At 53.1% G+C, this 23,359-nt stretch carries 10 protein-coding genes; 4 read left to right on the forward strand and 6 right to left on the reverse strand.

The window, feature by feature from the left end; genetic code table 11:
* Positions 1–377: 377 nt before the first annotated feature.
* Positions 378–11,318, forward strand: a complete 10,941-nt coding sequence (locus HHL17_RS33135) for a T9SS type B sorting domain-containing protein (protein WP_169229077.1) — start codon at positions 378–380, stop codon at positions 11,316–11,318.
* Positions 11,319–11,388: 70 nt separating this feature from the next.
* On the opposite strand, the gene HHL17_RS33140 is transcribed toward HHL17_RS33135, so the two are convergent.
* The 4 genes from HHL17_RS33140 to HHL17_RS33155 form a co-directional block, all read right to left on the reverse strand.
* Positions 11,389–12,021: a hypothetical protein gene (locus HHL17_RS33140; RefSeq protein WP_169229078.1), complete on the reverse strand. Its 633-nt coding sequence runs from the start codon at positions 12,019–12,021 to the stop codon at positions 11,389–11,391.
* A 2-nt stretch (positions 12,022–12,023) separates the two neighbouring features.
* Positions 12,024–14,825, reverse strand: coding sequence for an outer membrane beta-barrel protein (locus HHL17_RS33145; RefSeq protein WP_169229079.1), 2,802 nt, complete (start codon positions 14,823–14,825; stop codon positions 12,024–12,026).
* Positions 14,826–14,899: 74 nt separating this feature from the next.
* Entirely contained in the window at positions 14,900–15,592 is a 693-nt protein-coding gene (locus HHL17_RS33150) for a response regulator transcription factor (protein WP_169229080.1), read from the reverse strand.
* Positions 15,589–17,007: a sensor histidine kinase gene (locus HHL17_RS33155; protein ID WP_169229081.1), complete on the reverse strand. Its 1,419-nt coding sequence runs from the start codon at positions 17,005–17,007 to the stop codon at positions 15,589–15,591. The genes HHL17_RS33150 and HHL17_RS33155 overlap by 4 nt, the downstream gene beginning before the upstream one ends.
* Positions 17,008–17,248: 241 nt before the next feature.
* On the opposite strand from HHL17_RS33155, the gene HHL17_RS33160 reads away from it, so the two are divergent.
* Together HHL17_RS33160 and HHL17_RS33165 are read left to right on the forward strand one after the other, a co-directional pair.
* Positions 17,249–19,405, forward strand: a complete 2,157-nt coding sequence (locus tag HHL17_RS33160) for a TonB-dependent receptor (protein ID WP_169229082.1) — start codon at positions 17,249–17,251, stop codon at positions 19,403–19,405.
* 20 nt (positions 19,406–19,425) lie between these two features.
* Positions 19,426–20,070 carry a hypothetical protein gene (locus HHL17_RS33165; protein WP_169229083.1) on the forward strand — a complete coding sequence of 215 codons (645 nt, stop codon included), beginning with the start codon at positions 19,426–19,428 and terminating at the stop codon, positions 20,068–20,070.
* Here HHL17_RS33165 and HHL17_RS34005 read toward each other — a convergent pair.
* Positions 20,067–20,474 (reverse strand): LytR/AlgR family response regulator transcription factor, encoded by a 408-nt coding sequence (locus tag HHL17_RS34005; protein ID WP_394353310.1) that lies wholly within the window; start codon positions 20,472–20,474, stop codon positions 20,067–20,069. The two genes, HHL17_RS33165 and HHL17_RS34005, sit on opposite strands and share 4 nt — an antisense overlap.
* A gap of 571 nt (positions 20,475–21,045) precedes the next feature.
* On the opposite strand from HHL17_RS34005, the gene HHL17_RS33175 reads away from it, so the two are divergent.
* Positions 21,046–22,137 (forward strand): serine hydrolase domain-containing protein, encoded by a 1,092-nt coding sequence (locus tag HHL17_RS33175; protein WP_169229085.1) that lies wholly within the window; start codon positions 21,046–21,048, stop codon positions 22,135–22,137.
* A gap of 28 nt (positions 22,138–22,165) precedes the next feature.
* Here the strand turns inward: HHL17_RS33175 and HHL17_RS33180 are convergent, their stop codons facing one another.
* Positions 22,166–23,311 carry a serine hydrolase domain-containing protein gene (locus HHL17_RS33180; protein ID WP_169229086.1) on the reverse strand — a complete coding sequence of 382 codons (1,146 nt, stop codon included), beginning with the start codon at positions 23,309–23,311 and terminating at the stop codon, positions 22,166–22,168.
* Positions 23,312–23,359 lie beyond the last annotated feature (48 nt).

The following is a 23,359-nucleotide window of genomic DNA, read 5'->3' on the forward strand; positions in this document are numbered from 1 at the left end:
TAACAGCAGAAACCGCTTCCCGGGGATAGCTTCCGGAACAGGTTCCTGTCCACCGCAAACCAGCTGGTTACCACGTTGATGGATAATCGTTATAGCCCGGAAACTTATCTTCTTCTTTGAACATAATCCCTTTTTTACTGTTGTAGTATTTGCAATGATACTGCAGTGAAGCCGATGTATGTAGTGGCAGGTATCATCCCCGAATTCTCAGGACCGACATGCATTATAGCGCAGCAATACTAAATCGGATGCAATGGAGCATGCGCGGGATTTCTTTTCTCCGGTTACCACCTCGCGAAACCCATTATCCCCACCAGCTATAGGTATGTTGGGACTCTCCGGCAATGAAACCAGTTTATTGTACAAACCCAGCTATTATGGTAAAGAAGCTGTCCATTTGTGTAAATGTTCAGAGTATTATTTTCCGTGTAAAACAATGGTGTTGTGTGCTGCTGTTGCTGTTGGCAGCAAGTCGTGTGAATGCTCAGCAATGTACCGGATCTTTAGGTGACCCGGTTTTTAAAGAGACCTTCGGCGAGGCGGCTACGGCAACCAAGCCAACGCTGGGCCCCCCATTGCCGGCAGGGATTACCACCTATACCTATTACGCGCCCGGCGTAGGTTCAAGGCCTACCGGCCCTTATCCCGGCCAGTATACCATCAGTAACACCACGCGGGGGTACAACAACATATACTTCGTGGACCGGCTCGACCACACCAGTACTGATGGCCGGGGATTTTGTATGGTGGTGGATGCCAATGCCACCCCCGACAAGTTTTATGAACGCACTATCACCGGCCTTTGTGCCGGCACCACCTTTGAGTTCTCCGCCTGGATCATGAACATCAACCCCAGTGGGGGCGTAGCGCAGCCCAGTCTGCGTTTTGATATCGTGGATGCCAATAATCCCAATGGTGCGCCCATCGCATCGGTGTCTACTGGGCTGGTAGCGTACCAGTCGCCCGGTACCTGGGTGCGGCTGGCAGGCATTTTCCAGATGCCGTCCACTACCAGCGCGGTGATCCTTCGTATTTTCAGCAATACCCCCAACAGTAATGGTAATGACCTGGCCCTGGATGATATTGCCTTTGCAGCTTGTGGCCCCCCAATATCTTTTGGCCAGACCACCGGCGTGGTTTGTGCCGGCGGCACCGGCGGTTTCTCTGTGAGCCTCCCTGCCGGAAGTTATTCCAATTATTATTTCCAACTCCAGAAAAGAGCGCTGGGCACTACCGCCTGGGCTAACGATGGTGGGGTGATCAACAACCTGGGCAACAACCAGTATACTTTCAGCGTGCCTAATGCCCGGGCAGGTTTTGAATACCGTGTGGTGGCAGCAGGTGGCATGGCTGAAATGAACAACGCCAGTTGTCGTGTGGTGTCTAACCTAGCCGAACTGAAAGTGATCGATTATACCGCCAGTGTCAGCGGGCCTTCCACGATCTGTTATAATACCAGTGGTACGCTGACAGCCAACATTATGCCTAAGGCCGGTACCGGTACGCCGGCCACCGGTTTCACCTATACATGGGAAACCAGCGCCGATGGCGTTAGCGGATGGACCGTCGTGCCCGGCCAGACCGGCGCTACGCTGAACACCGGCGCGCTCACCGCCAGCCGCTATTACCGGGTAACCGCCACCGTGAGCGGATGTTCCGGCGATGGCGCCTCCAATGCGTTCCGGGTGATCGTCAATCCCAATATCACCGTCAACATCGGTACGGTCAACCCGGTATGCCAGGGTACTGCTTTGTTCAGTATACCCTATACCGTAACTTCCGGCAACGCCAATACTTTTAGTGTCACGTCTGCGGACATGCCCGGCTTTAACCCCGTGACCAACGCCGCTTTGGGTGGCTCCCCGATCAATGTGGTGGTCCCTTCCAATGTGGCGCCGGGGACGTATCATTTTACCGTTACCTTCAGGCATCAGGCCAGTGGTTGTTCGGCATCCTATCCGGTTACGCTGGTGATCAGCCCTGCGCCCACCACGGCTGCTGTAGGACCTAATCAACAGCTGTGCGGTACCGGCAATACCACGCTTACCGGTAATACTCCTGTCAACGGCACCGGTACCTGGACGCAGGTGAGCGGCCCCAACATCGCCACGTTTGACAACCGTCAGCTGCCTAACGCCAATGTATCCGGACTAGTGACCGGCACTTACACGTTCCGCTGGACCATCACCAGTGGCGCTTGTCCGCCGTCATATGCAGATTTGCAGGTAACGGAATACGGCAATACCACCCTGCCGGATGCCGGGCCTGACTCCACCCAGTACAATTCCGGTATCTTCCATATGCAGGCCAATACGCCGTCTGTAGGTACTGGTAAATGGGTGGTCATCAGCGGCAACCCGGTGATTGCAGATCCTACTGATCCACATACGATCATTACCATACTTCCCAATACCAGCGCCACATTGGCGTGGACGATTACCAACAACGTATGTCCGCCACTGCCGGACCAGGTAACGATTACCTATGTTAGTCGTGCTGACATCAGGGCCACGAAAGAAATACTGGAGCAAGGCCCTTATATCGCCGGCCAGCCCCTCGTATATCGTATGGTGATCACCAACGCCGGTCCGAGCAACGCCACCGGCGTGAAGATCACAGACCCGCTGCCCGCCGGGTTTACGGCCAGCAATGTTAGCGTGACGAACACCGGCGCGGCACAGATCACACAGAACAACAGCACCAATACCAATATTGATGTGACGGCAGACATCCCCACCGGCAATGCTACCATCACCATCACCGTATCCGGAAAGATCAACTCATCTTTTGACGGGGACCTGACCAATACCGTAACGGCCGTATCACCGGTAGTGCCCGACCCTGATGGCGCCACCGCCACAGTAACGGTGACGGTAGTACGCAGGCCTTACTTTGAAGTGGTGAAAAGCGCCCCTGCCATGGCCGTTGCCGGAGAATCCATCCGCTTCGGTATCATTGCCCGCAACAGTGGACTGGGAGATGCCCGCGCCGCCGTGCTGACAGACGTGATTTCTTCCAAACTGTCTAACGTAAGCTGGACCGCCACTGCCACCGGTAAAGTGACCATCACTTCCGGCGCCTCCGGTACCGGCAATAACCTGCGCATCGTAGCGGATTATCCCGGTGGTGAAACGCCTGCCGATACCGGCAAGGTATATATCAGTGTAACCGGCACCGTGAATGCCAGTGCCACCGGCAGCATCGACAACGTGGCTACTGTTACGCCTACTGAAACAACGGTCGGTAATTTTACGTCCAATACTACCAACACCATTATCAGCAGCACCCCCGGCCTGGTGATAGACAAGAGCCGCACTACGCCGGTGATAGCCATCGCCGGTACACCTGTGCAGTATGTGATCACGCTGATCAATAACGGTCCGAGTGATGCGGTAGGCACTGTTATTACCGACGCTGTACCCGCCGCCGTGCAACAGGTGACCTGGACTGCCACGGCACAAGGCAGCGCCGCCGTAACAGCGGGCAGCTCCGGCACCGGTAACCAGATAAACGTAACCGGCAACATCCCTGCGGGTTCTTCCAATATTATCACCATCCGTGTTTCCGGTGTTATCAGCGCCGACTATTCCGGCACTCTCTCCAACACGGCCACTGCTAAACCTGCTGAACCCGGTGTGCCGTCGGTATCAGATACCGATGTGGCCACCGTGCAGAAAGCCGTGAAATTCACGATCGTGAAAAATGGTCCGGCGACAGCCGTTCCAGGTGGGCAGATCTCCTACACCATCAATGTGAAAAACGAAGGACCTTCCAATTCCACCGCCACCACGATCAGTGATATGGTCCCCGCTTCGCTGTACAATGTGACCTGGACCACCAGCGTGGTAAGCGGCACGGCCAATATCACCAGCGGCGCCACCGGCACCGGTAACCAGTTGAGCGTGACCGCCAGCATGGCGGCGGAAGCCACTATCCGGATTATTATTAATGCGACCATTTTACCACCTACCTACAACCCTATTCACAACACCGCGGCGGTAACACCGTCTGAACCAGGCTTCCCGCCGGTGACTTCCAATGAGGTGATCACCACGGTAAACCCCCAGGCGGCGCTGGCCATCAGCAAAAGCGGCCCGGATACCGCTACCGCCGGTAGTTCGGTGTCCTATATTATTACAGTAGGCAATAATGGCCCCAGCAATGCCCGTAACATGCAGATCACAGATGCAGTTCCGGCAACCCTGCAACAGGTGACCTGGACTGCCGTGGCCAATGGTAATGCTACTATCGCCAGTGGTGTTAATGGCAGCGGCAACAACATCGCCCTCAGTGGCGATATCGCCGCGGGCAGTGGGAATAATATAGTGATCACCGTTAGTGGTAAACTGGACCCTGCTTTCTCCGGCACATTGACCAACAGGGCCATCGTAGTGCCTTCCGAAGCCGGCAGCACCGGCGATACCGCCACCAAACAAACGGTGGTTAAACGGCTGCCGCAGATCACCATTACCAAATCCGCGGTTGACGGCGTACTGGCCGGCGACAGTGTGACATATACGATTATTGTAGGCAATACCGGCGCTTCCGATGCGCTGAACCTGGTGGTGACCGACGTCGTCCCTGCTGCGCTGAGTGGCGTGCAATGGTCGGCCAGGGCGCAGGGACTTGCTACTATTACTGCCGGCGGCACAGGTACGGGCAACAATGTACAGGTGACCGGCAATATCCCCTCCGGCAGCGCCAATCAGCTGGTGATCACCGTAACCGGCAAAACAGATCCGGGCTTCTCCGGTAGTATTGTCAACCATGCAACGGCCACGCCGTCTGAACCGGTACCACCGGTAACGGCTACACAGACGGTGGTGGTGAAAAAGCTTCCAGCCATTCGGGTAACCAAGGCTGGTCCGGCTTCTCTCAGTGCAGGTGACCGTATTACCTACTCCGTGATGGTCACCAATACCAGTGTCTCCAATGCGGATAATCTGGCGATTGAAGATATTGTACCAACAGCGGTGACACAGACCACCTGGACAGCCACCGCCGGTGGCAGCGCTGTGATCAACAGTGGCGGCACCGGTACCGGCAATACGGTACAGGTGAATGCCAATATCCCCGGCGGCGGAAACAGCAGCGTACTGGTGACGATCACCGGTATTGTTGATCCTTCTTTCTCCGGTAGCTTCACCAACGTAGCGAGTGCACAGCCTTCCGAAACAGGCGCCCAGCCGGCCGTATCCGGGCCGGTGGTGACTACTGTCGCGCAGCAGCCATCCCTGCATGTGGTGAAAACCGGTCCGGCTACCGCCAACGCCGGTGAAAATGTGCGTTATCTGTTGACCGTAACCAATACCGGTCCTTCCAATGCACTCAGCGCGGTGATCGCTGATCAGCTGCCGGCGCTGCTGACCAACGTTAGCTGGAATGCTACCGCTGCCGGTGGGGCGGCTATCCTGTCCGGCGCCACCGGCACGGGCAACAGCCTCCAGGTGACAGCCAATATCCCGGTAACAACCGGTACGGTGAATATCGTTGTAATGGGTACCATCCCTGCTGCGACGCTCGCAGGCACCATTAAAAACGTGGCGACCGCAGATCCTAAAGTATCCGGTTTGCCGCCTGTGGCTTCCGATACCATTACGACGGTGATCAGCCAGCGGCCGCGGCTCATTATTCAGAAAAATGCACCGGCCAACTGGAGCGCAGGTGAGTATATCATCTATGGTGTAAAAGTGGAAAACGCCGGTCCGAGTGATGCACGGGCAACCGTGATCACAGACGCCATCCCGGCTATGATACTTAATCCTACGTGGACGGCCACCGCCAATGGTACGGCCGTTGTTACCAGCGGTGCTACCGGTACCGGTAATCAGCTGAACGTAGTAGCGGATATACCGGCAGGCAGCGGCAATAGCGTGACCATCCTCATCGCAGGCAGGGTGCAGACCGACTTTGCGGGAGTGATCACCAATACCGCCACGGCTACGCCTGCTGAGCCTAATGTGCCGCCGGTGAGTTCCAATGTGTCCACCAATATCAGTCGCAAAGCGAAACTGAAAATCCATAAAACCGGCCCTGCTGCTACTACGGCAGGTAACAGCATCGCCTATACGCTGGAAGTGCTCAATAATGGTCCGAGTGATGCGAATAACATCACCATTAAAGATGCCATTCCTGCGGGCATACTGAATGCCACCTGGACAGCCACCGCATCCGGCGGCGCCAGCCTTACTTCTGCGGCTTCCGGTACACAGGATGTACTGGTAACCGGCAACATCCCGGTTACAACAGGTGCTAAAATCATCGTACAGGTAAATGGTAAGGTGGACCCTGATTATGCTTTGCCGAACATTACCAATGTGGCCATAGCATTGAATGATCCATCATTTGCCACACCGGTGGGTGATACCGCCTCTGTGGTAACGACCATTAACCGGGTAGCCAATCTGCGTATCGTGAAGAGCGGCCCTGCTAACCAGGGTGCGGGTGAACCAATGCAATACACTTTGCTGGTGCAAAATGATGGACCGTCTAATGTGCAGGGCGCCCGTATCCAGGACGCACTGCCGGCATCCCTGCTCAACAGTGCCTGGGTGGTGACCGGCACCGGTGGCGTGGCCAATATCTCACCTGCCAGCGGCAACGGTGATGTGAATGTGACCGCTGATCTGCCGGCAGGCAACGGTATCCTGCAGGTAACGATAACGGGCAGACTCGATCCGGCTGTTGCGAATGGTACATCTATCACCAATACCGGCACGGTATCACTGCCAGCCGGCAGCCCGATTACAGACCCGAACCTGGCGGACAATACCAGCACGGTAACAATCGTGGCGGACAATGATCCGGTGGTGCGTATCGCCAAAACCGGCCCGGCCGTGGTGAGTGTGGGTGATTCTATCCACTACCGCATCGTGGTGACCAACGGCGGCTCCGGCAATATCACCAATGCCCAGATCACCGACCAGGTGCCGTCAGATGTGACCGTTACCTCATGGGGCGCCGCTGCCACCGGCACGGCCACCGTAACAGGGGCTACCTCCGGTAATAACAATACCATTAGCACCACTGCTGATATCCCTGTGGGAAGCGGTAACATGATCGTCATTTTGGTGAACGGCGTAGTCAACCCAACATCCAATACTTCCTTCACCAATACAGCGGTAGTAGTAGCAGGCGCTAATAAAACAAGCTCCATTACCACTACCGTCAACCAGTCCACCGATGTGAGCATTGTGAAGAGTGGCCCGCAACAGGTGATTGCAGGCGAGACAGTGAACTATACCCTGCAGATATTCAATGCCGGCCCGGTGAATGTGCAGTCCCTCGTCATCACTGACCAGGTACCGGCTGTCATCACCAACGTCACCTGGAAAGCAGTGGTGACCGGCACCGGTGAGGTCATCGGCGCGCAGGAAATAGACAGCGCCGGCAGCAATATCATCATCCCCGGTAAACTGTCCGCCGGCAGCAGCAATTACATCACGGTATATATCAGTGGTACTGTCAGCGGTAGCGCTACCAGCGGCAGTATTACCAATACCGCCAATGTGGCTGTCAATGGCGTGACCGATTATAACCCGGCCAATAATACCAGCACGGTCACTACCACGGTAGGCCGCAATACTGGTTTACAGATCCGTAAGAGCGGCCCTGTACAGGCGCAGGCTGGCAATACCATCACCTATCAGGTGGTAGTCACCAATAGTGGCCCATCTGATGCCAGTGGTGTGAACATCGCTGATGCGGTGCCCGCCATCGTGCAGGGAGTGAGCTGGCAGGCCGTGGTAACAGGTGCTGCCTCTATCACCGGCCCTTACAGCGGCACCGGCAATAATGTGGCCACTACGGCCAATATTCCTGGTGGCGCGGGCAACAGCGTGGCGATCACGATCACGGGCACACTGAATGATGATTTCTCCGGCAATGTGCTGAACGTGGCCACGGCCAGCAGCAGCGAATCACCAACCGTAAATGACCAGGTGAACACCGTTGTAACGAAACAATCAGATGTGCAGATCCGTAAGAGCGGTCCGGCCACTATCACAGCCGGTGACAAGATCAGTTATCTGATCACCGTAACGAATAACGGTCCTGCGTTCGCACGCGGCCTGCATATTACCGATACCATCGACTCCCGCATCACCGGCGTGACCTGGACCACCAGCACCACCGGCAATGCTAGTGTGACTGCCGGCGGTACTGGCAGCAACAACCAGATCAGCGTGACAGCCGATATCCCGGCCAACGACAGCGCTGCGGTGACCATCATGATCACCGGCACCGTGAGCGCTGATGCTACCAATACTATCAGCAACACCGCCACCGTTACTTCTCCGGACCCGCAGACACCTACGGCGGTAACACCACCGGTGATCACAGTGGTAGAACAACATCCTGAATTGACCATCAGTAAGAGCGGCCCGCAGGCACTGAACGCCGGCGAAATGATCAACTACTGGCTGGAAATCACCAATAAAGGCCTGAGCAACGCCACCCAGGCGGTTATCAGCGATCAGGTGCCTGCTATGGTGAAACAGGTGAGCTGGTCTGTGCAGTCCACCAGTCCTGGTACGACTGTCACCAGCGGCGCCACCGGCACGGGCAACAATGTACAGGCGATAGCCAATATCCCGGCTGGCGGTATTCTCCGGCTGATGATACAAGGCAAGGTAGATTCTACTTTCTCCGGTGAGATTGTCAATACCGGTATTGTGACACCGGCAGAACCAGGCAATGAACCGGATTCATCTGAAGTGGAGACAGTCGTAGTGTTGAAACCATCTGTACAGATCACCAAATCCGGACCGGCATCTTTACAATCGGGTCAAACGATCACGTATACACTGATTGCGAAAAACGATGGGCCGAGCATGGCTACCAACGCCAATATCCTCGACGCGGTGCCTGCGGCAGTCAATAACGTGAGCTGGAGCGCGGTGGCAGCAGGCAATGCGCAGATCGTTGGCGCAGCTACCGGTACCGGCAACCTGGTGAGCCTGACGGTGAACATTCCGCCGGGCGCATCCAACAGTGTAACGGTGACGGTGAATGGCACGGTGAATCCTGCTTTCCGCGATACGCTGAATAACACCGCGATCATTACACCTGCCGAAACCGGCGCCCTGCCGGATACGTCAGCACTGGTGCAGACCGTGGTAACGGCCATGCCTAAACTGCATATCCAGAAAGATGGTCCGGCTACCGCCACTGCCGGTCAACCGATAAACTACACGATATTGGTAAACAACAGTGGCCTGAGCAATGCGGTGAACTTCACCGTGGCAGATGTGGTGCCGGCCACGCTTACGCAGGTAAGCTGGAAAGCGGTGACCAACGGCACCGCCGTGATCAAGAGCCCGACATCCGGTACCGGCAATAACATCACGCTGACTGGTGATATGCCGGCCGGTAGCGGAAACAGTATAGTCATTACCGTTACCGGCAACGTAGCGGCTAATGCCAGCGGTACTATTGTAAATACCGCCACGGTGACGCCTGCTGAAACCGGTACCACACCGGAATCCGCTACGGCTACCACCCAGCTGGTGACCCAGTCGGCCGTGAGGATCAGTAAAACCGGTCCGGCTACGATGATACGCGGCGATCAGGTGACCTACGTTATCAGCGTGATCAATAGTGGTCCGAGTGATGCCATCAATGTGGATATCACCGACCTGGTACCGTCTGTGCTGACCAATGTTACCTGGAGCGCAGCGCCATTCCGCAGCACCGTTATCAACAGCGGTGCTACCGGCAGCGGCAATAATGTGAAAGTAAATGCGAACATGCCGGCAGCAGATACCAGCGGACTGACCATCCAGGTGAAAGGCACCGTGGCACAGAATGCGCCTTCCGGCAGCATCAGCAACACAGCACACGCCATCCTCAATGATATGGGCGGCAAGGATGTTCCTTCCAACACCGTGGTGAGCACCATCGGCAGCGCTACCGATCTGACCATGGTGAAAACAGGCCCGATGGAAGTGTTTACCGGCAGTCAAACGGTCTATCAGTTGACCATCAGTAATAATGGCCCATCTAACGCTGACAATGCAACGGTAACGGATATACTGCCTGCCGCCTTAACGCAACCGGCAGTGACCGTACTTTCCATGTCTGGCGGCGCAGCCAATATACAGGCAGCGGTGAATGGCAATACTGTGAATGCTACACTGGGCACTTTCCCGACCGGCGCTAAAGTAGTATTGCAGGTGACCGCCACCGCCGCAACACCAGGCAGCATACAAAATACGGCCGTGGTGAATACCCCTGCCGGCATAACAGACCTGGACAGCACCAACAACAGCAGCACGGCCACTACCTTTATCCGGGCCAAATCCAAGCTGGACATCGTGAAATCCGTGAACCCGGCCAGTGGTCCTTACAGCATCGGCCAGGTGATCAGTTACACGCTGCGTATCAGCAATACCGGCACTGCCGGCGTAAACCCTGTCGTGGTACTGGATACCCTGCCGCCTGCCGGTCTGGTCAGTGATCCGGTGTATAGCAACCCGCCTTCCGGCAACATCGTTTATAACAGCACCACCCGTGTGCTGCAATGGAACGCCGGACTGCTGGGAGCGGGCGAAACACGCAGCTGGAGCTATGATGTAACGATCACCGGTACAGGCAATGTGCGTAACATCGCCGTAGTGACTGGCCCGCCGGACGTGAGCATCCCGGATACGGCCATCGTTACCATCAACACAGAGAAATTCACTAACCTCAAAGTGGTGAAACAGCTGACCAGCACACCGCCGTTCAGTGTTAATAATACATTGACGTTCACCATCACGGCTACCAACAACGGGCCCAATAAGGCTACCGGCGTAGTGGTACAGGACCGCCTGCAAAGTATGCTGGGCAGACCGCTCACGCTCAATGCCACAGCGGGTACGGCGACTTACGATATCGCTGCTGCCACTATCAACTGGCAGATACCGGAACTGGCTGCCGGCGCCAGCGCTACACTTACTTTCACGGTGAAACTGATGAGCGCAGATGATATCGCCAATACGGCCACCATCAGCGGTAATGAGAAAGACCCCGATATCAGCGACAATACATCGGTAATAGGCCCGATAAAAGTGACAGGGGAAGATATCTTCATTCCGAACGTGGTAACGCCTAATGGTGATGGTAAGAATGATAATTTCTTCATACCGGGACTGAGCAAATTCCCTGGATCAGCGCTCTACATCTACAACCGCTGGGGCAACCAGGTATACCAGAGCAAGAACTACGATAACAAGTGGAATGGCTATGGCCTGAGCGAAGGCACTTATTATTACATACTGGAACTGCGCACCGAACAAGGTGTAAGGAAATACAAAGGATGGGTCGAATTAATGAGGTAAGTACATTTACAACAAAAAACAAAGAGGCAGCAAGGATTTGCTGCCTTTTGTTTTTACATCTATCTAAAACTTACAACGAGGGGATATTAACAACATCTTCTTTTACGGGTTCATAGTTGATCGCTGTGGCGACTGCTTTGAATTTTTTGGAGTCTACTCCCAATACAGCGCCCTCCGATGTCCAGGTGTGCAGCGGCCCGCCTCTGAAAGGCAGTTCCGATGTCACCCACAACGTGAGCGGACCAGTTTTGCTTTGTACGTTTACCTCTTTGCATACAAAACCCAGGATGGTACGTGTGTTTTTACCAGCGCGGATTTTATCGGCATCAGGATGTTCTTTTTGTGTGAGGACTTTTTTACCACCGGCTTCTGTCAGCGCCCATGCTTTGCCACTGGCGCCATCTTCATAAAAGGCGAGTTCGTTGTTGCCCATTTGAATTTTTACATTGGCTCCTTCTTCTGTATGAAGCTCCTCCGGTTGTTGGCGGCTGATCTTCGATTTGTTGCCCTTGAAATACAACACTTCCTGGCTGTTGGCCGTTTCCGGTATCATGTCTTTATACTGAAGCTGGTCAGGTTTGAGAGATGCGTGCAGGAACATGGTCAGATCATAATGTATCACGCCCTGTGTTTTGTCTTGTGCGGTGGCTGTGAATCCGGTGAGGAAAAAAGCCGTGAGCAGGATAAGGTGAATGCCTTTCATTGTTATTTGTTTTTTGATTTAGGAAAATGTCTGAATTTATAAATGCCGCTGAGCAGGAAGTACTGGCCCAGCGCGTTGTTTTTGCGGTCTTCGATATAGCCGTTGCCGGTAATACGGTTAATACCGGCGTTGTTGTTCAGCAGGTCTTTGGCTGCCAGTTGCAGGGAGAAGTGTTTACCGATTTCTTTGTTGAGGCCAGCATTCAATAATAAAATGGTGTTGTTGTACCCGGCCGCCAAACCCAGTGCAGAGAAACCTTCCAGGCTGGTTTCGAATGTCATGTTCCACGGCAGTACAACGATGCTTTCGACGCTGTAATTGAGCAGCCAGTTCTTTTCCGGAAGCCCGTTGCGGATAGCAAAGCGGCGGTTGTTCCAGGTGGCGCTGCCGGAGGCATTGATGCTGACACGGTCTGCCGGATAGTAGTTGATATGTACATCAGGCGCCAGTGTGAGGATGGTGTTCGTGTTAGCTTCACCGTTATTATACAACGTATTGCGGGAGTAGGTGCCGGTGAAACCCAGTGATACCGATGAGTTGCGCGGAGCGATCGTAATGCTTTTGCCGGCAGAAAAATTAGCCTGGTAGTTACCGCGCACGTTCACCGGAATAATTAACTGCTGACCGGTATTTTTATCGATGCTGGTGCTGTCGGCCACCTGGCTGCTGTACCAGTTAAAACCGGCCGTGGCATACACGGAATTACCGGAAGTGGGTGCTACCTGGTTGAACGACAGAGACCATCGATGGCTCTTCTCCTGGTCCAGCAGCGGATTACCGCGACGGACATACAACGGGTCGGTGTTATCTGTCAGCGGCTGGAGATTGCTGACAGCAGGCGTAGTAGCGACGGTGTTGTAGCGGAACGTCAGTCTTTGTTTGTTGTTGGTTTTGTATTCAGCGTAAGCTTCCGGCAGCCATGCCTGAAACTGCCGGTCGATGTTGTAGCCTTTCAGGCCGGAGTGCCCGTTAATATTGCTGCGTTGCCATCCGGCGCCTACGGTATAACGGAAACGCTTATAGTTGCCGGCCAGTACTGCTTTGGTGGTGTGCTGCCATTTGCGGGTGTTGTAGTTGTCGCTGTACAACGGGTCGATGTCATCGTAAGCACCGCTGCTGCTGCGGTTGTTGGTCTGCCTGTCGTACGCGCCGTCGCTGTAGTACAGCTGTTGCCCCAGCTGAAGGCTCTGCGTCTTTGATAACGGCTCTGTATACACGATGTTTCCGCTGATCGCTGATACCTTGGATTTGCTGATCATTTGTTGATCTGTATGGCTGTTTTTTTCGCCTGTAGGGAGATGAAAGAAGGTGCTATTGAACTGGTTCTGTAAGGTGGTGCTGTTCTCATAGTATTCCGGTTTGGCGGTGAGCATCAGCGTACGGCCCGGCTTCGCAAGGCGGTGGCGGAGTTGTACTTCCATGGAGCCGAGGCGGTTGTCGCCGGTGCTGTGGGTATTTTGACTACCGTCATTCAACAAGGTGACACCGTCGGCGGTGTAGGAACGGAACGTGCGGTCCTGGCTGTTATTGAAATGGTTCAGGTCTGCATGTGGTATCAGTTTCAGCGTGGTGCGGGAGTTTAGCGGTGTTTCCACAGTGAAGTCAATACGCTGGTTCATATTGTAGTTAGTGGTGTTGCCGTTCTGCAGATAGTTATAGGCCGTATCGGTAAGCCGGTATTGCCGGGCGTAGTCGTAGTTGTTGCGTGAATTGCTTTCATTGAAGAAGTAGCTGCTGCGCAGTTTGAATCCGTTATTCCAGTCGTTGTTGAAGTTGGCGCCGCCGAAACGGGTATCGGTGAGGCCGATGGGACGGGCTATTTCCGCGAGGGCTTCGGGCGTGCCCATAATTTTCACGCCACTCATGTTCATGAGCTCCGACAAGGCGGCTGGTGGCAGGTTGTTGAACATATCAGGATTGGAGCCGGCCATTTTAATTAGTTCAGATGCGCTGAAGCCGGATTTATTCACATTGTTGCCTTTCAACAGGAGCGACAGTTGCATGTCATTGAGGAAGCTGTTAGCGTTGATGCCGCCTTCGTAACGGTCCATGGTACCGATGCCGGCGTTCACGTTGCCGAAGTAGCCACGTTTCCGGTTCTTTTTGGTAACGAGGTTGATGGTCTTCGCCTGTTTGCCGTCGGCCACGCCGGTGAATTCGGCCATATCGCTTTGTTTGTCCAGTATCTGCACTTTATCGATCATGTCTGCGGGCAGGTTGCGCGTAGCGATGGCGGGGTCGCTGCCGAAGAATTCTTTACCGTCCACGAGCACGCGTTGTACGGTCTCGCCTTGTGCTTTGATGCTGCCGTCGCGCTCTACCTGTACGCCGGGCAGTTTACGGAGCAGCTCTTCTACTACGGCATTATCTTTTGTTTTGAATTTATTGGCGTTGTATTCAATGGTATCGCCTTTCATCTGTACCGGCGGTGTATTGTCTTTGATGGTGACAGTCTGCAGCTGTGTGCTGCCGGCCTGCAACGCAATGGTGGCAGGGAGCGTGGGAAAACGTCCGGCAGGTATGCTGAACGAAAGGGTGCTGTCGGTGTAACCCAGACTGTGCAGGTATAACTTATAGTGACCATCAGGAAGTGAGAAGGATATTTTTCCCTGTGTATCGGTCATGACCGTACGAATAACAGCAGTATCACCCAGGGAAGTAATTTTAACAGATACACCGGCCAGTGCTTTGCCGGTAGCGGCATCGCCGATCTGTGTTTGTTGCTGGCGTTGCTGGGCTGTTGTTGTAAGGAAAGACAATAACAGGATGCCCGGCAGGTATATTTTACGCATCAATTTTTTCATGCGGTAAAATTACCAGGCTGTATGCGGGGAATTGGTTAACGAATATGTATATACTCTTAATGAGTGTTAAAAAATCAGACGAGTAGTTTAAAGCCGCGGCCGCGTACGTTCACGATCTGGATGTTTTCATCCTGTTGGAGGTACTTGCGCATACGGGTAATATATACGTCCATATTACGGGCATTGAAAAAACTGTCGTCGCCCCAGATGCTGAGCAGCATGTCTTTGCGGGAGGTGATGTTATTGACATTGTCGGCCAGCATCTTCAATAGATCGGCTTCCCGCTGGGAGAGGCGCCGGGTCTCGCCGCCATAGTGCAGTTCCTGCCGGGGATAGTCGAACAGGTAGTTGCCCAGCCTGAGCTGGCCCTGACTGGCAGCAGGTGCAGCCGGGGCGAGGGTCCGCTTCAGCAGGGCATGAATGCGGAGTATCAGCTCTTCCATGCTGAACGGCTTTTTGATATAATCATCGGCGCCGGCATGAAAACCTTTCAGCACGTCCTGTACTTCACTTTTAGCGGTGAGGAATATCAGCGGGGTATGGGTATCGGTGGCACGGATCTCCTGTACCAATGTGAGGCCATCTTTGCGGGGCATCATCACGTCTATCACACATACGTCCGGCTGGTGCTGACGGTAGAGCTGCCAGCCTTCCTGTCCGTCGGCGGCATAGATCACTTCAAAGCCTTTCATTTCCAGCGTTTCTTTTACAACGCCGGCCAGTACTGTTTCATCTTCTACCAGTAGTAAACGTATCTGTTGTTTCATCGTTTTGCCAGTTCAATGGTAAATGTGCTGCCCTGCCCCGGGACGCTGTCTACGTTAATGGTGCCGTTTATCCTGTTCAGCAGGCTTTTCACATGGCTCAGCCCCAGTCCGTAACCTTTGACCGTATGCAGGTTGCCCTGCGATACGCGGTAAAACTTATCAAAGATGTATGGCAGATGGGCCTTGTCGATGCCAATGCCATAGTCCCTGATGATGAACCGGTAATGTTGCGGCGACTCGGTGACGGTCAGCATGATCTTTTTAACATCCGAGGGTGTGTATTTGATCGCGTTATCCAATAGATTGGACAGCACGGTACGTAAGGCGGCCGGTTGGGTCAGCAGCTCTTCCCGGGCCACCTGTATGGCGGTCTGTATTTGTACGCCGGGCAACCCCGAGAAGCGGGCCCCGACTGTTTTCAACAGCATGGGGATGGATACCAGTTCCAGGGTTTCCTGTGGCTCGTCGTTATGTTCCAGTCGGGTGAGCGCCATGATATTGTCTACCAGTCCCTGTAGTTTATGCAGCTCATCCTGTTCCAGGCGCAGGTACCGTTCTGTTTTTTCCGGGTCTTTGCTGCCGCCGAAGGTCAGCAGTGCCTCGTTGGTGGCGGTGAGGATGGCTACCGGCGTTTTCAGTTCATGGGTGATATTGCTGATGAAATCGTTTTTCATCGTCTCCAGTTTTTTCTGCCGGATGATGATCCGCCACAATATCCATATGCAACCGGTGATAAGTAATATCAAAAAGAAAGACAGCACCAGCGGCCAGAGTATTTTAACCAGCAGGAAGGTAGCGGCGCCCTCGAACTGTGCTGCGATGGTGCGCCGCGATTGAAGGGAGGTGGAACGGATAACGGCCATGTGCTCGTCTGCCGTAATAGTGGTGTCTTTATCTATAATATGAATAACAAAAGGCAGGGAGATATGCCGGTTGTTCAGTTCTTCCTGATAATATTTATTCAGCAGGGCGGTATCTATTTTAGCGATGTTGCTGAAGGCAAAAATACTGGCGAGGAACTGGTTCATGTCCGCCCCTACGTCCTGTAGCCGGAAGTTCTGTTGAAATACGGTATTGTCTTCCTTGCGGTTGGTATCTCTGGCGATGACTTTCACCAGGCCTGTGCTGTCGGAGGAGAGAGGGATGGTATCGGTGAAAGTGCCGGTGCTGAACTGGAATGTCCGCTTATTGGGCTGGACCCGTAAGGTGTCTTTTTTTTGTAGCTGGCCTTCGAGTTGTTTAACGGAACCGATCACGGCACGGTCATAGGCTTTTTGCAAGCCGTCAGACACCACCTGCACAAAGGCGGTCTGCTGCCCCAGCCAGGCGGTCCGCAGCCAGTACAACTGAAAGGCCAGCACCGCCAGCGCGGTAGGGATGGTGATCCACCATATCCGTTTAACAATAAAATCCATCTTACAAAGATAGCCGAAGCCACTATGCCGGCAAGGCCGGATTAACACTCATTAACACTTTTGCAAGGATGGTTAACAGAAGAAAAAGCCGCTCTGTCCGTCCCGCTGTTTAACACGCCGTCCCATTACTTAGTCATCCGTCCCAAAGGCTTGTTGTTTGTCATAACTAAATGAAAACCAGTGTATGATGATTTAGTATTGTGTCGTGTCCATCAGGGGGCACCGACAAAATACAAGACATATGTACCGCAGTTTTTTCCTGTTTTTTATCTTTTTATGTGTGCGGCTGACCGGTCAGGGGCAGCAGCAAATTGCCGGCATGGTGACCGATGTTAAAGGTCAACCGGTGGAAGGCGCCAATATATATATTACCGGTACCCTCGACGGGGCCTCTTCCGATAAAACGGGGAAATTCAGTTTTACGACCACACAAACCGGCACCGTAACATTAGGGGCCAGTTATGTGGGGTATAAAGATTTCCGGCTGACTGCGCCGGTGGACCAGATGGGACAACTGAAAATCCTGTTGTCCGTCCGGGAGAAAGCACTGGAGGAAGTAGTGGTGCGCGCCAGCACTTTCAGTCTTGGTAAAAGCCGCACACTGGAAAAGCTGGACGCACTGGATGTGGTCATGACCGGCAGTTCCAACGGTGATATCTATGGCGCGCTGATGTCGCTGCCCGGTACCCAGAAAGTAGGGGAGGACGGTAAACTGTACATCCGCGGAGGTGACAACCGCGAAACACAGACGTTCATTGACGGGATGCACGTATTAAGCCCTTATTCCGTTACCGCCCAGGACATGCCGGCCCGTGGCCGTTTTTCCCCTTTTCTTTTCCAGGGAATCAATTTCTCCCTCGGTGGTTATGAGTCGGAGTTTGGGCAGGCCTTGTCGGCCGTGCTGCCTATGGACACCAAAGACGTGGCCGGAAGCACCAAAGCGGGCATCAACTTTTCACCGCTGAGCGCCGGTGGCGGTGGTTCAGTGGCGTTCCGTAAAAGTTCCCTTTCTGCGAATGTGAATTTCACCGACCTCACATTGTACAATAAAGTGCTGCCCGACCGCTATGCCTGGAAGAAGCCCTACCAGTCGCTCGCCGCAGAAGCGCAATATAAAACTACTGTCGGCGCCAGGGGGATATTCAAACTATACACCGCCTATGACCGCACGGCCTTCATCCGCACGTTTGCAGACACCCTCAATAATGTCCCCGAGCGGGATTTCCGGCTGCAACAGGACAATTATTACCTGAACGCCACCCTGAAGACGAAGACACGCCACAACACCCACTTATTCTTCGGCGCCGCAGGGTCGTATGTGGCTAACCGTTATGACAATGCCCGGTTTCAGCGCGACAGCTATCATCAAAATGAACAGGAGTTGCACCTGAAAGCGAAGCTGGAGAAAAACATTGTGCCTGGTTATCGCCTCAGCACCGGCATGGAAGCGTATCTGCGCGGCTACCGGGCCATTTATCATGATACGCTGCAGCACCGGTTGCAGGACCAGCAGGTTAATTATCAGCTGTATGCCGCGTTTGTGGATAACCAGGTACGGCTGTTGCCGGGGGTATATGCCAATGCATCCGGGAGAATGGAATATGCGCAGTTCAGCAGCGCGTGGAATTTTTCGCCGCGTGTTTCGCTCAACTATCTCGCTGATCATTTCCAGGTATCAGCTATCTGGGGCAGATATTACCAGATGCCCGATAACAGCGTGCTGGCAGCGCCTCACGAAAACATGCAGCAGTCGATAGCCACCCATTATATACTGGGCGCATCGTATGAATACAGGGGGCGGCTCGTTAAAGCCGAAACTTATTACAAGCAGTACGACCAGCTGGAATTATTACAGCAACAGGTGTATCACGCCAACGGCTATGGCAAAAGCGCCGGTTTTGACGTGTATTTTTCGGATGAGACCTCGGTGCCACACCTGAAATACAACGTATCTTATTCCTACAACGACGCCGCGCGGCTGTACCGGGATTTTCCTGTGATGTCCACGCCGTTGTTTGCCTCGCGGCATAATGCCCGTATGTCGGGCAAGTATTATTTCCCGGCACTGAAGACCTATGCCGGCGTTACCACTACCTACGCCAGCGGCCGGCCTTACCGGGACCCTAACCGCGACGGCTATATTAACGCCATTGACAAGGACTATTTCAGCCTGGATGCCAATCTCACTTTCCTGGTCAGCAAGCAGGTGATCCTGTATACTTCCTGTGGCAATATTACCGGCCGGCAAAATACCTATGGCTACCGCTATGCGCCGTTGCCCGATGATAAAGGGGTTTACCAGGGCGCGCCGGTCATGGCTTCACGTAACAATTTTTTCTATATCGGGGTATTTATCTCGCTGAAGAGCAGCTCCGCTTATGACGTTTCCAGTTTTTAATCAACCTAAAAAAGATCAAAATGAAAAACATGTTCGCACTTTGGATTTTTTTAACCATGATGATATCCGGTTATGCTCAAAACACGATCAACTGCGAAGAGCAGTTACAACTGGTGTTAAACAAAGTGAAAGCAGAGAAGGATATGAGCGGATTGTATAATCATGTGAATACTTTAAAAAGATTGTCGGGCTTGTGCCCCGGAGAATGGTTGCCGGACTATTACATCACTTATCTTGACCTGAAGCTGGTGCTGAGCAAGGCTACAGACAAGCCGGCGGACCTGTTGCAGGAAGCGGCCGAAAAACTGGCTGTGCTGAAAGGCAACGCCAAAGCCAACGCTTCCGAGGTATGTACACTGGAAGGCTACTATTATTACGCCATGATAGCGCAGGACCCTGCTGTGAACGGACAGAAATATTATCGCGAGGTGGTGGCCGGTTATGAAAAGGCTATCCGCCTGGATCCTTCCAATCCGCGGCCACAGCTGCAACTGGCTATTTTCCAAAACTTGATGGCAGCCTTTATGAAACAAACAGACAGCGGTTTTTGCGATAAACTGCAAACACTGGAACAAACTTTCCGTGACTTTAAGCCTGCCAGTGCTGTGGCTCCGGGCTGGGGATTATCGGAGTTGTTGTACGTGCGGGAAAACAATTGTCACTAGTGGATGATCTCCTGGAAAGCGGGCACAAAACTCCGTGACACCGGAATGGGATAGTGCTCGTAATCTTTTAGGATGATCTTATAGCCGTTGGAGTTACCGGTGGCGGTCTTGATGTGACTGAGGTTTACCAGGAACGAACGATGGCAGCGGAACAGCGTTGGCGCCTCCACCGTTTCAAGGATAGTGGTGAGGGTATTACGGATAACCGTAGACGTTACCTGCCCGTTTACATAGAGATATACATGCACATGGTTTTTCACCACCTCGAGAAAAAGGAAATCGTGAAGGTTTATCCGCAGCGGTGTTTCCGTGATATTGGCAGATGGGAACACCAGCTCCTGTGTGGGGTTGGTTTCCTGTAGCTGCTGATCGCTGCGGATGATGCTGTCCATATGGTGGCGCATGGCCCGGTGGTAGCGGATAGCAATAACTGCTGTCACAGGGAATATGCCTACCGCGACAGTGATCAGTAATACGCGGAGCAGGATCTCCAGCCGAACAAGCAGGCCACTGCTTCTAAAAGTATCGATGTCTTCAAAAAAGAAAAGAAATATCAGGGTATTGCAAAAAGCCAGCACCAGGAAGACGGTGAGGATATATACCGCCTCATGGAAGATGGTCCATCTGCTAATCCGGGGTTTTAATATTTTCCCTTTGAGGATATAGTTACAGCAGAACAGGCTGCCGAAAGTAGCAATGCCAAAGGGAAGAGCGCCCAGCGGTTTGTTGCCCTGGTACTGGCTGAAGCCGAAAGGCTGGTAAATAAAAATGATAAGGCTGACCAGGATACTGATGACGAGGATACTGTTGAGCCTGACGAATTCAAAGGGATATTTTCTCCGGAGCATTTGGTTGATCTGCTGTAGCATGCCGTAAAAGTAGGATTTCTTGCCAAAATAGCACAGGTGGTAGAATTTTATGGGAATTTCATCTGCCAGATGTCGGTAAGCAAAGAATTTTCTGCATCTTGTCCTTATGAATCCATCAAAGGTAAAATCAGTACTGGAGCAATCGCTTGCCTGGAGGATGACTGTCGGCCCCCATACCTACAACGCTTTTATGCTGGTGCATAGCGACCCGAAAAATGTCCATTGGGAGTTGTCTGCCGGCAGTAGCCACCACATGGACACAGACCCCGCGCAATCCTGGCATACGGCCAGCATCGGCAAAACTTTTACGGCGGTGATTGTGATGCAGCTGGTAGAACAGGGCCGGTTGAATTTGAATGACCCGCTTGACCGTTATCTGCCGGCCTCCCTGTTACAGGGCCTTCATGTGTATAAAGGGGAAGACTATACGGACCAGGTCACGCTGGACCACCTGCTGTCGCATACTTCCGGGCTGCCGGATTTTTATGAAGACAAGCCCCGCAGCGGGAAGTATTTCCTGGAGATATTACTCGAAGAGCCCAATCACCGCTGGACGCCGGAGGAAACCATTGAGTGGACCAAAACGCATATGGCGCCGTTGTCCCGGCCCGGTAAAAAATTCCACTATACCGATACCGGGTATAATTTACTGGGACTGGTGATAGAAAAGGTAACAGGCCTGCGTTATCATGAAGCGTTGCGGGAGCACCTCTTTGTGCCGCTGGGCATGCAGCATACTTATTTGTTGCATTATAATACCCCGGCCGTATGGGCACCTGGCCGTGTAGCCAATATAATATTGGGCAATCAGCAGATTGATGTGGAAGACTATCCCAGTCTTACCAGCATCTTTGCGGCTGGGCAAACCGTCAGCACATCGGGTGATCTGCTGCTGTTTATGCAGGCGCTGGTAGCAGGTAAAGTGGTAAGCCCTGCCTCCCTGGAAAAGATGATGACATGGAAGGGAAGCCGCTATGGTGTGGATTATGGCATGGGGCTGATGCGGGTGCGGATGTGGCCTTTTACCCGGCGTTATGATGTATGGGGCCATTTAGGTTCTGTCGGGTCTTTTATGTTGTATAACCCCCATCAGGACGTGTACATCACGGGAACGTTTAACCGTTCGGGTTATCTCCACAGGGTATTGCGTTTTCTGTTGGGCAAGGTATTGTATCCGCTTGGAAAGATAAAATCATAAAGAAGCCTCCGTAAGGAGGCTTTTTTATTTAGAGCTCAAACATCATGTCCAGCAATTTGTACCATTCCACGTCTTCCTCTCCTTTAAAGTCTCCATTTATCATCATTACCACAGCCCGTTTGGTAGCGTAGTTGACATATACCTGTGCGTGACTGCCCGGTACATCGCCTCCGTGGCCGAAGATATCCTGGTTGCCCACTTTCCGGTGCTGCCAGAAAAGGCCATAAACAGGTTGGGTTTCCGGGAATTGGACTTTGCCCATGGCTTCAAGTGTGCTGGTAGCGATAATCTGTTTACCGTCTTTGGCGCCATAGTTCACCAACATCCTGGCAAAGATGCTAAGGTCTGTCAGGCTGGCGTGTAATCCGCCGGTGCTGTAGTCCACCATACTGTAATTGCCATTAGGCTGTTGGTCTGCGTCATAAGGCATGGCGAAAGGTTGTGTGGTGTAATCACGCAGATGCCACACTAGCGAAGTGGTGCCCAGTGGCGTGATGAACTGGCGGGATGTCCAGGTATCGAAATTTTCTTTTACAGTGAGTTCTACAATATAGGCTGCCAGCGCGGCGCCCAGGTTAGAGTAGGAAAATACCGGTTTGGCCCTGTCGTCCATGAAACTCCTGGGATCATAGAACTTCCCGGAAGGATCAAGCATTCCCTGTACATATTCCGCGAGCGTCATCGGATGGTCTTTTTCAGGGACCAGGAATTCTGCAATCCGGTCGCGGTAAACGGCGTCCCAGATGCCGGAAGTGTGTGACATCAATAGCCGCAACGTGATTTTTTTGGTCGGGTTGTGAGGGTTCTGCACCTTAAATGGAAGGTAGTCGTTCACGTCAGCATCAAGATTTAATTTGCCGTTTTCCACCAGGCGCATAATACTCAGGCCAATGAATGGTTTGGCCAGGGAACCCACTTTGAAGACAGTTTTCGGTGTTACCGGCTCTTTTTTCTCCACATTGGCCATACCGGCAATCTTAGACCAGACGATACCGTCCGGGCCTACCAATGCTACGGCAATGCCCGGAATTTTCTTTTGATCAGTAATAACAGCGATCTGTTTTTCTACATTTTCAGTTTTGAATGGTACGGAAGGAGCGGCGTCGTCTTTGTCTTTTTTTTTGCAGGCGCAGACGGCCAGCAGGAGTCCTAGTCCTAAGCAGTAGTTTCTCATATCTCTTTTTTGCAAATGAAAGGAGGATGACGTTGCCGGTGGACCGGT

Origin of the sequence: Chitinophaga fulva, from assembly GCF_012927205.1 — a bacterium.
Taxonomy (GTDB): domain Bacteria; phylum Bacteroidota; class Bacteroidia; order Chitinophagales; family Chitinophagaceae; genus Chitinophaga; species Chitinophaga fulva.